The 12,451-nt window shown below is 50.3% G+C and carries 13 protein-coding genes and 2 riboswitches; of the genes, 7 read left to right on the top strand and 6 right to left on the bottom strand.

Annotation, left to right across the window (positions count from 1 at the left end):
• Nucleotides 1-185: 185 nt before the first annotated feature.
• On the bottom strand, nucleotides 186-1,355 hold the full coding sequence (locus tag FAY32_RS01365; protein ID WP_143461556.1) for a serine hydrolase: 1,170 nt from the start codon (nucleotides 1,353-1,355) through the stop codon (nucleotides 186-188).
• 367 nt (nucleotides 1,356-1,722) lie between these two features.
• Nucleotides 1,723-1,814: riboswitch (TPP riboswitch) on the top strand.
• Between the two features lie 81 nt (nucleotides 1,815-1,895).
• On the opposite strand from FAY32_RS01365, the gene FAY32_RS01360 reads away from it, so the two are divergent.
• From FAY32_RS01360 to FAY32_RS01335, 6 genes are all read left to right on the top strand, one after another.
• On the top strand, nucleotides 1,896-2,459 hold the full coding sequence (locus FAY32_RS01360) for an ECF transporter S component (protein WP_143461555.1): 564 nt from the start codon (nucleotides 1,896-1,898) through the stop codon (nucleotides 2,457-2,459).
• 14 nt (nucleotides 2,460-2,473) lie between these two features.
• The gene (locus FAY32_RS01355) at nucleotides 2,474-3,886 is read left to right on the top strand and encodes an ABC transporter ATP-binding protein (protein ID WP_143461553.1); all 1,413 of its coding nucleotides are present in this window, start codon (nucleotides 2,474-2,476) and stop codon (nucleotides 3,884-3,886) included.
• Nucleotides 3,883-4,536: an energy-coupling factor transporter transmembrane component T family protein gene (locus FAY32_RS01350; protein ID WP_143461551.1), complete on the top strand. Its 654-nt coding sequence runs from the start codon at nucleotides 3,883-3,885 to the stop codon at nucleotides 4,534-4,536. Before FAY32_RS01355 ends, FAY32_RS01350 begins: the two co-directional genes overlap by 4 nt.
• 35 nt (nucleotides 4,537-4,571) lie before the next feature.
• Nucleotides 4,572-5,261 (top strand): thiaminase II, encoded by a 690-nt coding sequence (gene tenA, locus FAY32_RS01345; RefSeq protein WP_143461549.1) that lies wholly within the window; start codon nucleotides 4,572-4,574, stop codon nucleotides 5,259-5,261.
• A gap of 44 nt (nucleotides 5,262-5,305) precedes the next feature.
• Complete coding sequence (locus tag FAY32_RS01340) at nucleotides 5,306-5,668, top strand: hypothetical protein (protein WP_143461547.1); 363 nt, start codon at nucleotides 5,306-5,308, stop codon at nucleotides 5,666-5,668.
• Nucleotides 5,669-6,407: 739 nt separating this feature from the next.
• Complete coding sequence (locus FAY32_RS01335) at nucleotides 6,408-6,599, top strand: LBP_cg2779 family protein (RefSeq protein ID WP_125687897.1); 192 nt, start codon at nucleotides 6,408-6,410, stop codon at nucleotides 6,597-6,599.
• 77 nt (nucleotides 6,600-6,676) lie between these two features.
• On the opposite strand, the gene FAY32_RS01330 is transcribed toward FAY32_RS01335, so the two are convergent.
• From FAY32_RS01330 to FAY32_RS01310, 5 genes are all read right to left on the bottom strand, one after another.
• On the bottom strand, nucleotides 6,677-7,192 hold the full coding sequence (locus tag FAY32_RS01330) for an O-acetyl-ADP-ribose deacetylase (protein WP_143461545.1): 516 nt from the start codon (nucleotides 7,190-7,192) through the stop codon (nucleotides 6,677-6,679).
• A gap of 4 nt (nucleotides 7,193-7,196) precedes the next feature.
• Entirely contained in the window at nucleotides 7,197-7,448 is a 252-nt protein-coding gene (locus FAY32_RS01325; RefSeq protein WP_143461543.1) for a zinc ribbon domain-containing protein, read from the bottom strand.
• A gap of 11 nt (nucleotides 7,449-7,459) precedes the next feature.
• Nucleotides 7,460-7,801 carry a hypothetical protein gene (locus FAY32_RS01320; RefSeq protein WP_143461542.1) on the bottom strand — a complete coding sequence of 114 codons (342 nt, stop codon included), beginning with the start codon at nucleotides 7,799-7,801 and terminating at the stop codon, nucleotides 7,460-7,462.
• A gap of 54 nt (nucleotides 7,802-7,855) precedes the next feature.
• Nucleotides 7,856-9,019, bottom strand: a complete 1,164-nt coding sequence (locus FAY32_RS01315; RefSeq protein ID WP_143461540.1) for a hypothetical protein — start codon at nucleotides 9,017-9,019, stop codon at nucleotides 7,856-7,858.
• A 78-nt stretch (nucleotides 9,020-9,097) separates the two neighbouring features.
• Complete coding sequence (locus tag FAY32_RS01310; RefSeq protein ID WP_318635481.1) at nucleotides 9,098-10,075, bottom strand: asparaginase; 978 nt, start codon at nucleotides 10,073-10,075, stop codon at nucleotides 9,098-9,100.
• A gap of 471 nt (nucleotides 10,076-10,546) precedes the next feature.
• A riboswitch (purine riboswitch) is annotated at nucleotides 10,547-10,645 on the top strand.
• Between the two features lie 187 nt (nucleotides 10,646-10,832).
• Between FAY32_RS01310 and FAY32_RS01305 the strand changes: the two genes are divergently transcribed.
• Nucleotides 10,833-12,149, top strand: coding sequence for a nucleobase:cation symporter-2 family protein (locus FAY32_RS01305; RefSeq protein ID WP_143461902.1), 1,317 nt, complete (start codon nucleotides 10,833-10,835; stop codon nucleotides 12,147-12,149).
• Nucleotides 12,150-12,451 lie beyond the last annotated feature (302 nt).

The following is a 12,451-nucleotide window of genomic DNA, read 5'->3' as shown; positions in this document are numbered from 1 at the left end:
CCGAGAGGTCGGCAGATATGAGCTCAGGCGCGTCGTTCTACTTAGTCAGTAAGTGATTTTCTTACTGGCTTAGTAGAAAACCAAGCTTGTAGACTCGTGACCTTCGAGGCTTCAAGTTGTATTCGCACCGATCCAGCTCATATCTGCCGACCGGTAAGGCGACCAGACCACCAAGTTGCCTAAGCTTACTCAGCCATACTGCTGCTCTTATAAGCATGATTCATTAAAGAGCGTGTTTCGGTAAATTCATTTTCGTCATGTAAGACGACCGTGATGACCCGTTGTTTCCCCGCCATCTTACCGGTCCCGACAAAGCAGTAGCCAGCCAGTGGCGTGTAACCGGTCTTCAAACCATCAACGTTCAGGGAAGCTTGCGCGTATTTGCGGCCTGATAACAGGTTATTGTAGTTGTAGCACAATTGACCATCAACCGTCTTCGACCCAACGGCACCATCTGTCAGGACACGCGGATAGTCCTTGATCAGGTGGCGCGCAATCAAGGCCACGTCTTTAGCCGAAACCATATTGGCATTGGCACTCCCATAGGCATAACCGTAAGGACGCAGGTCACTGTTCTCCAACCCGGAAGCGGAGACGAAGTGGGCCTTGCCTAAGTTCCAGCTCTTAGCCTGTGCATTCATCTGCTGGATAAATGCGGCGTTGCTGCCTGCGACCCACTTGCCCAGAGCAATGGCAGCATTGTTTGACGAATCTAGCAGCGCAGCATCATACAGTTCCTTGACCGTGTACTTGTGACCGGTATGGAAGACAAAGCCCCCAACAGACGAGTTTTGACTCATGGAAATGAGCCCGCGACTGCTGGTATCGACGACTTGATTCCAAGTTGCGGCACTCCCGTTGACCTTCTTCAAGACCAAATAAAGCGTTATGATCTTGGAGACGGACGCAATCGGGCGGGCAGTGTTGGCATTTTTAGACCAAACTGCCTTGCCAGTTGTATAGTTCATGGCAATTGCACTCTTCGCGTATTTCAGGCCAAACGGTGACTTCCCCTTCTTCAGGTAGCCATGCCAAACCCAGCCTTTGACGCTACCAGCCGTATTTTGGACGTAATAGTAAACACCCTTGGAATTGCCGTGCCGTAACGTGGCGTGCTTGGTCACGTACCAAGTCGTATAGGGATACGTCTTCAGATTAGCAACTTTCCTACTGTGCGACTGGTTATAAATAGCGCCGCTCGTACTCTTCTTGTGGTAAGCCGTCTTGGTCACCGACTTGCTAGAAACTGTGGTATAAGTTGCTGCCTGCGCCGTCACCTGCGTGCCAACGGCTGTTCCCAGTGTGGTGGTCAGTAGCAGTGCAATCACAGCACCCTTAAACTTTGATAATCCCATAATGAATAGGTATCCTCTCTTCTTTAAACCCTAGTTTTAAATGTTCATCAACTACACTACCACGCTAGTAAGACGATAAACAAGGTAAATCCGTACTTTGTAACCTGCTTGTTGGGCTCGTAATCTGGCCGTAATCCAGCACTAAGCGCGTTTAGAAATCAGCCACGATTCTCCACTAGTCCCATCTCTAAACCCACGTTCCCAAGGAAAAGCACCTGCTAATCGACCTTTTCATCCGCGACGACTAATCTACCCTGACAATGTTCTGAGTAGCCATCTTTTCGCGGTTAAATCTATTAGCGCCTCGATTCGATTGTCGCCGTTAGCGGTTGCATTTCACCTGTAAATTGGTTACGCTAGGGGTAATCAAATACGACTGGGGTGCCATCGCGGCTGAGATCAAACCCATTGAACCTGCTCTGGTTAATACCAGCGAAGGGAACGCGTACTTTTAAGCTATCAATGAACCCCACTATCAACTTAGTGGGGATTTTTTTCGTTTTGGTAACCCCAGTCACCAAAATTTAGGAGGCATCATTCATGAAACGTTGGCATATCCGCGATATTATTCTGGTTACTATTTTAGCAATCTTTATGGGCGTTATTTTCTGGGTCATCGGGCCCCTCTACACGGTTTTGGCCGCAGCACTGGCGCCATTCGGTCTGTCACCATTAGCAAACGAACTCTTGTTAGGGATCTGGGTCATGGCTGGACCATTGGCTGGATTTATCATCCGGATTCCCGGTGCGGCAACGTTGGGTGAATTACTAGGGGCCGTCGTTGAAATGTTTCTCGGCGGTATCTGGGGAGCCAGTACGCTGATCTCTGGTGTTGTCCAAGGTTTTGGTTCCGAATTGGGTTTCATTTTTACCGGTTACAAGCGCTACACCTGGTCAACCTTGGTGCTTACCGCGCTGACCACAACGATCGTCACCTTCACTTGGGACCTCTTCCGTAGCGGTTATGCAGCCTACCACGTGCCATTCTTACTCTTGCTGTTTGCCGTGCGTTTTGCCTCCGTCTTCGTCTTTGGTGGCGTCTTGACCAAGCTGATCAATAACTTACTGGTCCGCGCCCACGTTTTACCTAATGCCACTCATTAATTGGAGGAACCTATTTGGCCACCGTAACTGTAAATTCACTCACATTCACTTACCCCCAGCGGCAACGGCCCGTTCTCGACGACCTAGCTGTCACCTTTCCCGGGGGTAAGTTTTCCCTGTTAACGGGCGTTTCTGGTGGCGGTAAATCCACGCTCTTGCGTTTAATTGCCGGACTAACCCCCTTACCAACGCCAAACACGATTACCTTTGACGGTAACCCCCTCAGTGCGATTGCACCCGGAAAACGGGCTGCGACCGTTGCCATGCTCTTTCAAGAACCCAGCACGCAATTCACCATGGACACCGTAGTCAATGAACTGCGATTCGCCTTGGAAAATCAGCGTGTCGATCCCGCCGCCATACCCGGTAAAATTGATGCGGCACTAGCTTTCATTGGGATTACCAACCTCAAGGACCGTTCACTAATGGCACTGTCTGGTGGCGAACAACAAAAGGTCGCACTGGCCATCATCGTTGCCATGGACAGCGATGTCATCCTCCTCGATGAACCCTTTGCCAGCATCGATCCACCCACCCGCCTGACCTTGCTCCAAAAACTGGTGGCCCTGTGCACACAACGCGGGAAAACCATCATTTTAGCGGACCACGATTTGAGTGGTTATGACGAATGGGTCGACCATCTGGCCGTCTTGGACACTGGCAAGGTGACCCTCCTATCGACCGAACAAACACAACAACGGTTTGCCGCCTTCACACCGGAACAACTCCGGTTGACCCACGTGACCCAGCCAAGTTCTGCGTTGACCGTCAGCTTGCAGGGGAGTCAGTTGGGCATCGCTCAGGGGAAGCGCCAACTGATTCAGCCACAGGATCTCAGCTTCTTTGCGCATCGGGCGACGTTGATCACCGGTCCCAACGGTAGCGGCAAGTCTACCTTGTTCCGCGCCCTGGTTCGCCTGGGCAAATATCAAGGCACCTTGACCTATGACGGTACCAACATTCAAAAGTTATCACGCAAACGTTATGCTCGCGAGGTCGGCCTGATGTTTCAGTCAGCAACGGCCCAATTTTTAAACGTCACCGTAACTGAAGAACTAGACCTCTCCCGACGTTTCGGCAACGCCGACTACTTCACGGCTGAGCGCGTGCAGGACTTACTAACCCAACTGAATTTGGCCGACCACGCTGAGCAGGTCATTTACTCATTGAGTAGTGGCCAGCAAAAGAAGCTTCAGCTGCTCTGCATGTTGATCATGGCACCAGACGTACTCTTGCTGGATGAACCCTTGAAAGGCCTCGACTTTGCGTCCATTCAAGTCGTTATGCAGATTTTGACGACGGCTCAACGTGACCTCAAGTTAACGTTGATTATGGTCAGTCATCAATTGAGTGGCCTGGACGATCTGATCACGCTACACCTACATTTAGATCAACAACACCTAACGTATGAGGGGGCCGCAGAATGAACCCGAGTTTAAAATTAGCCCTGACTGTCTTCATCGCACTCGAAGTCTCCTTCGCTCAAGTGTGGACGGTCAATGTGGCATTGATTGTGGTTAGCCTGATCCTCATGTTGATCAACCACGTCTCGTTCAAGCGGTTGCTGTACCTGACGTTAGTTCCCCTCTTTTTCTCCAGTACACTGGTCTGGTCACTCTCCTTACGGGGCAGCGCCTCACCACATTTCCTATTGGTCATCTTCACGCGACTATTCGTCTACGTCTATATGGGTGGCCTCTTCACTCAGACAACCGACCCCCTGATGCTGACCCGGTCACTGGAACAAAATGCCAAATTACCCGCTAAATTTGCCTATGGTTTTTTAGCGGCCTTCAACCTGATGCCCAAGATCAAAGCCGAGGTCGCGACCATCAAAGCAGCAGCCATGATGCGTGGTCAAATTTTACATTTCTGGTCACCCCAACTGTACTTCAAGGTCATCTTGGCGGCCATGAATTGGTCAGACCAACTCGCCGCTGCCATGACTTCACACGGCTTTGTTGAGGGCGCACCCCGAACGCACGCACTGACGATTCCTTTAGTTGCCCGCGACTGGTGGTTCTTCGGCGGTGCCCTATTACTCGTCCAAGTCGGCCTCTTCAGTGGCCTACGCTAATCTTCACTTAAACCAATTTCAAAGGAGATCTTTCAATGTTTACTGACCAAGCCCACGCCGCGACTAAAGCCTGCTGGGATGCTTCCAAGCACCACCCGTTCATTCAACAACTACAGGCCGGCACGCTGCCCTTAGCCACTTTTCGCTACTACTTGATCCAAGACCACTACTATTTAAAGGATTTCGGTGCCATTCACGACCTCGCAGCGGATCAAAGCAATGATTCGCTGGTCGCCAAACAGCTCCACGCCGGTGCGGAACATTTACGCCAAGGTGAAGTCGCCATTCGTCAGGACTTCTTCGACCGCTTGAAGATTACGCCAGCAGAGGTCGCCGCAACACCCGTAGCGCCCACTGGCTACGCCTACACGAGTCATCTCTACCGTGAACTCCTGACACATGGCCCCGCTGGTGCAGTGGCCGGACTCCTGCCTTGTTACTGGCTGTATGCCGAGATTGGGCAGTCACTGGCCAATCAAGGATCACCCGTCCCTATTTATCAGGCTTGGATCGACACCTACAATGCTGAAGACTATACCAACAGTATGACGGATCAACTGGCGTTAGCGAATCACGTTGCAACGCCAGAGAACACCCCGCAACTGCTGGCGGCCTTCGAAAAGAGTAGTTGGTATGAACTCAACTTTTGGCAAATGGCCTTGGATCACGAGGATTGGTCGTTACCTGACACAGCAGCATCGTCGCGTTTTTCAACCTCGCACTAATGCGCTATAATTAGGACACCGCAAAAGAGAAGGTGGTGTCGTTGATGAAAGCTTTACGACGATTAACGTTCGTTCAATTTTTTGGTTACTTAGCCTTGATTCTAGGCATGTTGATTGAGCTGTACGCCCTGTTTAACGGGTTGGGAACCCGGGGCAGTGGTGATGACATGTTCGGTGGGGCCGTCGTCTTGGGACTGGCCGTGGCGTTCATTCACAGTGAGCACCTGCCATTCACACTCGGGATGATCGGCTTGAGTACGTTGGGCTTTGCCTACTTCACGTTCATTCATACTCATGCATGGTTGTGGACGATCATCATCGGAATTGCCGTAGCAGCATTTCTCATCTACTTCTTCGGTATTCGCAGTGACATCCGTAAGCATCAAAGTGAATGGTTTCATTTCTAATCGTTTAAATGGTCAAAGTATCAGAAAAAATGGAACACAACTCAAAATCGGCTTTTCCAGAATCAAGTTCTGAAAAGGCCGATTTTGTTTTTGCCTTATACTGCTAAAACGTCGTCCCACATAACCGATAAAAGAAAATCAGGCCAGCCCGAGGGCTGACCTGACTTCCTGCTTGATAAACTACAAGTGACTGTAGTCATGTAATCATTATGATTACCATCGTTTAAGTGAAACAGCCGGTTGCCCGACTTCGGGGCGGAAATAAATTCCGCAAGTTATTCCGCTGATGCTGGCTGCGGATGCACATGAGTCGCTGACCTTACGATTCGTGGCTGTGTTGTTGATTGGGTGATTGTTCTCTTCCCCATTGTAAACCACGAGAGACCACTAATCACTGCTAATAATATCACGGCCGTCGTCAGAGTCCCAATGACGCGCTTTAAATTCATCCTGTCACCTCATTAATTAGCTTCACGACTAAATCTAACAACTAGCTTAATCGTTTACTATCACAAAACGGTGACAGAAATAAAAAGTTGTGTTAACAATTACGATAAATAAATTTAACAGTCAGCGCGCCAATTATCATATTGGGTATTAGTTTACGCAATTTTCCGCCGTTCATCAAGTAAAATCGGAAAAAAGTTATAGATATCGGGACTAATTTCACCGCTTTTAAAAAAGTTTAGTATAATGAACTTAAGCAGTCATTAGGATTTACCATTTGGAGGGATATTAAATGAGTCAAGAATTAAGTGATTTGGCTGAAGCAATCATCGCCTACCAAAAGAAATACGACAAAACTGACGGTGAAATGGCGTTTGGGTCGCGAATCTCCGTTGAACGGTTTCACGCGATCAAAACTGGTGAGTTAGATCCCACCAGTGACGAACAAAGTTCCCTGAAGAGCTACATCTCCACCAAGCCTTAACGAACAATGGGGCCTGAGAATAACTTCCCAGGCCCTTTGGGAGGCCATGACATCATCGTCATGGCCTCTTTTGTGTCTTAATCTACCAAGTTCGCCCACGCCGTTCTGTAGGCTGTGGCCGTGGCATCGTCAAATGCCACTAAGCGAACCTGCTCCAGTGTCGTCGTGTGCCCCAAGACCGTGGCAATCGTCTGTGTCGCGACGGCTGCCGCTTCATCCAATGGATAACCATACACGCCGGTACTGATCGACGGAAAGTCAACGGTCCGGCAATCGTGGGCCATCGCAACCTGCAGACTATTCCGGTAACAGTTCGCCAGTAGCTCGGCCTCGTGCTCCTGTCCGCCATGCCAAACGGGTCCCGGCGTATGAATCACCCATTTAGCGGGCAACTTGAATCCCGGCGTGATTCGTGCCTCTCCCGTTGGACAGCCGTTGAACGGCACACACGCCTCAAACAATTCGGGACCTGCTGCCCGATGAATTGCACCGTCAACACCCCCGCCACCTAAAAGTGTCGTGTTGGCTGCATTAACGATGGCGTCAACTTGACTCAGGGTGATGTCACCCCGCAAAACTGTAAACTCTGCCATGTGATTACTCCTTTGACCACGGCCAGTGCCACCGTTTCTTGGGAGTTGTCTCCCCATCACGGTCGTGCAGCCGTTTCATCCCCTCGCGGTACGGATTGGCGTACAACGAAGATAAATTCAATTTCTGCGAAGACTTGGCCACCGTACTGGGTTGACGGTAAGACGTCAAGTCCGTTTGGCACTGGGGGCAAACGGTATCACGGGGTGTGACCGCTGCGCCACAGTGGGGACAAAATTTCAACTCACTCGTCGCCATCCGTTTTCCTCCTATCTGCGCCGTTGTTGGTGCGTTTGATTTCGTTCTAAGTTTTTCTCACGCGTCGCTGCCGCCTGCTTCTCAGCCGCAATGCGCTGTTTTTCCTGTTCAACGGCTCGTTGTTTTGCAGCGGCGGCTTTAGCCTGCTCAGCTAATTTACGTTTTGCCTGGCTGCGGTAACTAAAGTAGCTCCACGCGGCCACGGCCACCAGCGCTAAGACAATCTGGAGTGGCACCAAGGCCCAATTGGGATGCTTGTCAAAGAAACCATCGTAGACGATCAACAAAACGGACATCGCGCCCACGACAGAAAGTGTGTCGCGTAACCAACGCGGAAGCTTGTGCCACTGCATCTTGTCAACTCCTTATGTAGGGAGCCCGGTAACTTCCGGGTTCCAAGTTAACGACTATAAGTCGCCTTCAACGCGTAATTGGCGTTCAACGAGATAAGCGTCCAAGTACCCAAACGCGATCTCATCGACGTCAGTAATTCGGTACACCTGGCCGACCTGATCCAATTGATTATCTTCGACCTCGTGGAAAATGAACCGTTCACCACCGACCTGACTGGGATATCCCAGCTGGTTGCTCCCATCGTGAAATTTCAGCCGAATAATCGTCCGGAACGTGGCAGCCTGCGTCAACCGCGCGGTAAACTGGTCCACCGTGGGGTCGAACAACCGCTCATCGTTCAAGACGGGTTGGATCTGATGTTGCCGCGAACGATTAAGCAGTGAGAACAACCGCATCGTTTGCAGGTAATCTGACTCAATGACGACCGCGTGAATCTCAGACAGCCGCATCACCGTGTACCCACCAAATTGACCGGTCATGTCGACCAGATTCATGATGACGGCATCCGCCGTGACCACATTGATCCGGCCAACGAAGAACAGATCTTGATCCTGTTCTGGCACTAAGGCAACCAACGGATCTTTACCCGCTAACTGGCGCAAGGTGTCTGGAATCTGCGCCTGATCCTCAACGTTGACTGGTTCAACGTGCTTGAGTCGTTGTAAGCGCGTGGCCGCGATGCCTTGAAGCGTTAATTCCTGGCCCTGAAACTCAAGCACCTGAATATCATCAGGCTTTAATTTCAGCTCAGGTTGGTCGCTATAATCAAACTTGTTTAACAACTGCACGGTAATCTGATCAGCTGCGACCGCCGTGACTAAGCCTTCGTAAAAATGCTCGTCATTGGCAACCACCAACATCACGACCAGATGATCGACCCAAGCGTGACTCAGCACTTGGCGCCGTAAGTCACGCCGTTCGTCAAAGTGAAGCGTTAAGCCCCCCGCTTTGATAAAGGCCTCTTCCTTGGCCGTCTGAATCCGAAAGGTCATGTTGTCGAGATCATCACTAGAGAACTCGACTTCATCGATCACGTCCAGTGCGAGAAAAACGGCGCCATCTGGCAAGCCATAATCATCATACGTGGCGAGGATAATCCCCGTATCGCTGACCGTCGTCACGTAGCCGGTGTACACGACCTCTTGGTTCGTTTGGTAAACGTTGACCAGTAACTGCTGGGCCAATGCCCGGTTTAAATCATTCACAATTGAATTCACATGACGACCCCCTTTATCTTATCTGAAAATCTTACCATATATTGACCGAAATAGCCCGTCAAGGCAGTTGTCATCCCATTAAGAAACAGCCGTACTTAAAAACTGTTTCAAGTCATCGCCCTGCAGACCGGCACTGAGGCCAACCAGTAGCTTAATCCGCGCTTTTTGGCCGTTCAAGCCCTGGCACAGCATCAGCCCCATCTTGCGCAGTTCGATACCACCGCCCTGATAGTCATAAATGTCTTCGGCGACGCCATTATAACACCGCGACACCAGAACTAAAGGAATCTGCCGGTCTAAAAGTCGTTGAATTGCTGGTAACGTTTTGGGTGGCAAGTTTCCCGCCCCCAAGCCTTCAATGACGACCCCTGCTGTCTGGTCGTTATCGAGGAAATCGAACAAACTCCCATCCATCCCCGCATATGCCTTGATCAGATAAACGTGGTCGATGACATGGTCAATATCACAGGTATCCTGATTGATCAACTTTTGGAAGTAAACGGCGTGATCCTTGGCAACGATACCAATCGGACCAAAAGTTGGCGTGCGGAACGTTGCCACGTTAGTCGTATGCGTCTTGGTCACGTAACGCGCCGTGTGAATCTCATCGTTCATCACGACCATCGCGCCATTGCCACGAGAGGCGTCGTCTGCGGCCACTTCAATGGCGGAACGGAAGTTGTACAAGCCATCGGTTCCCACCTCGTTAGACGAGCGCATAGCCCCCGTCACGACAACTGGAATCGTGTTGGGCAGTGTCAGGTCTAGAAAATAAGCCGTTTCTTCCAGCGTATCCGTCCCGTGAGTGATGACGACGCCATCGATACCGTCCTTTTCTGCCTGGTCGATGCGTTGCTTGATCTTCAACATTTCCACTGGGGTCATGTGGGGCGACGGGAGATTGAACATCTCATCGGTAATCAACTGTACCCGCCCAGCTAAAATGGTCTCTTCTTGGGCAATTGGGTTCTTCGCGTTGGGCACAACTTCTCCCTGATCATTTTGCGACATCGAAATGGTTCCGCCAGTATGAATGGCTAAAATTTTCTTCACGATCTATCCAGCTTCCTTCATGGTTTAAATTTTTTTCTAACGCTATGTCGAGATTTAGACAATCTGGTGTGTTCGCACTGATCCAGCCCATATCTGCCGACCGGTAAGGCGACTTAATCAATGTGTTGCCTAGTTTTAGGGCCACTGTTGTTAGCGTACTTTGGAACTTTCAACCTCTTTAGGACCCCACTAAAAAAATAATTGGGTACCCACATTGTACCCTAAGTTGCGGTACAATTTAGTTAGAATTCGGAGAGGATGAAACGAAATGTCAAAAAAGGAAGATTCCGACAAAGTCTATATTCCCGGGCCACACATCCATCCCAAGAAGTACAGTTCATCGGGTGGTTTGGCTGACTGGGGCCCGCTATTGACCTGGTTCAGTGGTCTTTGCAAATCGCTCTGGCACAAAATCAGGAAATGACCGCCCGTGTTGTTATTTTCATTTCACAGTGGTAAAGTAAGTGACATTCCAATTAAAAATATGTGATTGCCTATATAATGCCAAAATAAGGTTGGCGAGTTTCTACCCAGAGCCGTAAACTCTGGACTATAAGCAAATTGAGGACGAAACTCTTTTTGCCGATGAAAAGAGTTCGTCGGCAAAGGTTTCAGTAGCTCTCTTTTTGCAAAGGGAGCTTTTTTGTTTTCAAAAATGACCTTGGCGGCGTATGGACATCACGAGAAGGAGGACCTTTTCTTGCAGTCCACAAAGTCCGCAACATCAGCTTCATCATCAGATAACACGCCGTCACTTTCCATGTGGCGTGCGGCCATTCTCGGGTTTCAGCATTTATTAGCCATGTATTCTGGTGATGTCATTGTCCCCTTACTGATTGGGGGCGCTCTTCATTTTAACGCCATGCAGATGGCCTACTTGATCAGTGCGGATATCTTTATGTGTGGGGTTGCCACCCTGCTACAGTTGAAACGGACCCCGCTGACTGGCATCGGTCTGCCCGTCGTTCTTGGGTGTGCCGTCCAGGCGGTGACCCCGCTGAGTGCTATCGGAAATCAATACGGAGTCGGCGTCATGTACGGCGCCATTATTAGTGCCGGAATCTTTGTTTTTCTCATCTCTGGCTGGTTCTCGAAGATCAAACACTTCTTCCCACCAGTCGTGACCGGGTCGCTCATCACGATTATTGGGTTCACCCTGATTCCCGTCGGTTTTCAGGATCTCGGCGGTGGTGACGCAACGGCGAAGAATTTCGGCGATCCCAAAATGCTGCTGGTGGGATTCTTGACCATGGGTATCATTCTCGGTCTCAACGCCTTTGCCAAGGGCTTCTTGAAGTCGCTGGCCATTCTAGCCGGTATTTTGATTGGCACACTGATTGCTAGTGCGCTGGGCATGGTTTCGTTAAAAGCCGTTGGCCAGGCCAGCTGGTTTCATCTGCCCCAATTCTTCTACTTTGGCACGCCCAAATTTGAATGGTCGTCCATTCTGACCATGATTCTGGTCTCACTGACCACCATGGTCGAGTCGACCGGGGTCTTCTTCGCCCTAGGAGAAATTACCGGCCACAAGATTGAAGCCCAGGATTTGAAACGCGGCTACCGAGCAGAGGGCATCGCCGTAATTTTAGGCGGCCTGTTCAACACGTTCCCCTACTCCACCTTCTCCGAAAACGTTGGGGTCGTTCAGCTTTCCGGAGTGAAGACGCGCAAGCCTCTCTATTTCTCGGCGCTGTTCTTAATGCTGCTGGGACTGTTGCCAAAAATTGGGGCACTGGCCACGGTCATCCCCAACGCCGTCTTAGGTGGTGCCATGATTGTCATGTTCGGGATGGTCGGCGTTCAAGGCATTCGAATGCTCCAACAGGTCGACTTCAAGGACAACAACAATCTGTTAGTTTCCGCCATCTCCATCGGCCTGGGTTTAGGGGTGACGGTCTACCCTCAGATTTTCCAAGCCCTGCCTCAGTCCGTTCAAATCGTGATGAATAACGGGGTCGTCATTGGCAGCTTCTCCGCCGTACTCCTCAATATCGTCTTCAATATGCGGCCGCGTCGTGGGACTAGCCAGGTCCAAGCACAGGTCAACAGTGACGCCCAAACACAATCTAAGAATTAAAAATAATCCGACTACCGATCAGGCCCCTTTGCCTTGACCGGTAGTTTTCGTCTTCCGTAACTAAAAACTAAAATTCAGGTGCCAGCCAAGTGTTTGCACCGTTTCCAGCTCATATCTGCCAGCCGGTCAGGTGACACAACCACTATGTTGCCAAGTCTTAGGTCCACGGTTGTTGCTAGAACTGGTATGGCCCGTATTTGGTAACTTTCTCATAGCACGACCAAACCTAGCCTTAAAGATGACATTAACCTTACAAAGTGCCCCGGTAGCTTTAGTTTCACACCTCGGTTCACGTATAATGA

It is taken from the genome of Levilactobacillus enshiensis, from assembly GCF_007115095.1.
Classification (GTDB): Bacteria; Bacillota; Bacilli; order Lactobacillales; family Lactobacillaceae; genus Levilactobacillus; species Levilactobacillus enshiensis.
Note: the sequence above shows the minus strand (reverse complement) of the source record. Positions and strands in the feature narration are given on the sequence as shown.

Excerpts from the sequence above, each read along its gene's own strand:
- FAY32_RS01365 (WP_143461556.1), bottom strand. The coding sequence starts at position 1,355 with ATGGGATTATCAAAGTTTAAGGGTGCTGTGATTGCACTGCTACTGACC.
- FAY32_RS01360 (WP_143461555.1), top strand. The coding sequence starts at position 1,896 with ATGAAACGTTGGCATATCCGCGATATTATTCTGGTTACTATTTTAGCA.
- FAY32_RS01350 (WP_143461551.1), top strand. The coding sequence starts at position 3,883 with ATGAACCCGAGTTTAAAATTAGCCCTGACTGTCTTCATCGCACTCGAA.
- tenA (WP_143461549.1), top strand. The coding sequence starts at position 4,572 with ATGTTTACTGACCAAGCCCACGCCGCGACTAAAGCCTGCTGGGATGCT.
- FAY32_RS01340 (WP_143461547.1), top strand. The coding sequence starts at position 5,306 with ATGAAAGCTTTACGACGATTAACGTTCGTTCAATTTTTTGGTTACTTA.
- FAY32_RS01335 (WP_125687897.1), top strand. The coding sequence starts at position 6,408 with ATGAGTCAAGAATTAAGTGATTTGGCTGAAGCAATCATCGCCTACCAA.
- FAY32_RS01330 (WP_143461545.1), bottom strand. The coding sequence starts at position 7,192 with ATGGCAGAGTTTACAGTTTTGCGGGGTGACATCACCCTGAGTCAAGTT.
- FAY32_RS01325 (WP_143461543.1), bottom strand. The coding sequence starts at position 7,448 with ATGGCGACGAGTGAGTTGAAATTTTGTCCCCACTGTGGCGCAGCGGTC.
- FAY32_RS01320 (WP_143461542.1), bottom strand. The coding sequence starts at position 7,801 with ATGCAGTGGCACAAGCTTCCGCGTTGGTTACGCGACACACTTTCTGTC.
- FAY32_RS01305 (WP_143461902.1), top strand. The coding sequence starts at position 10,833 with ATGTGGCGTGCGGCCATTCTCGGGTTTCAGCATTTATTAGCCATGTAT.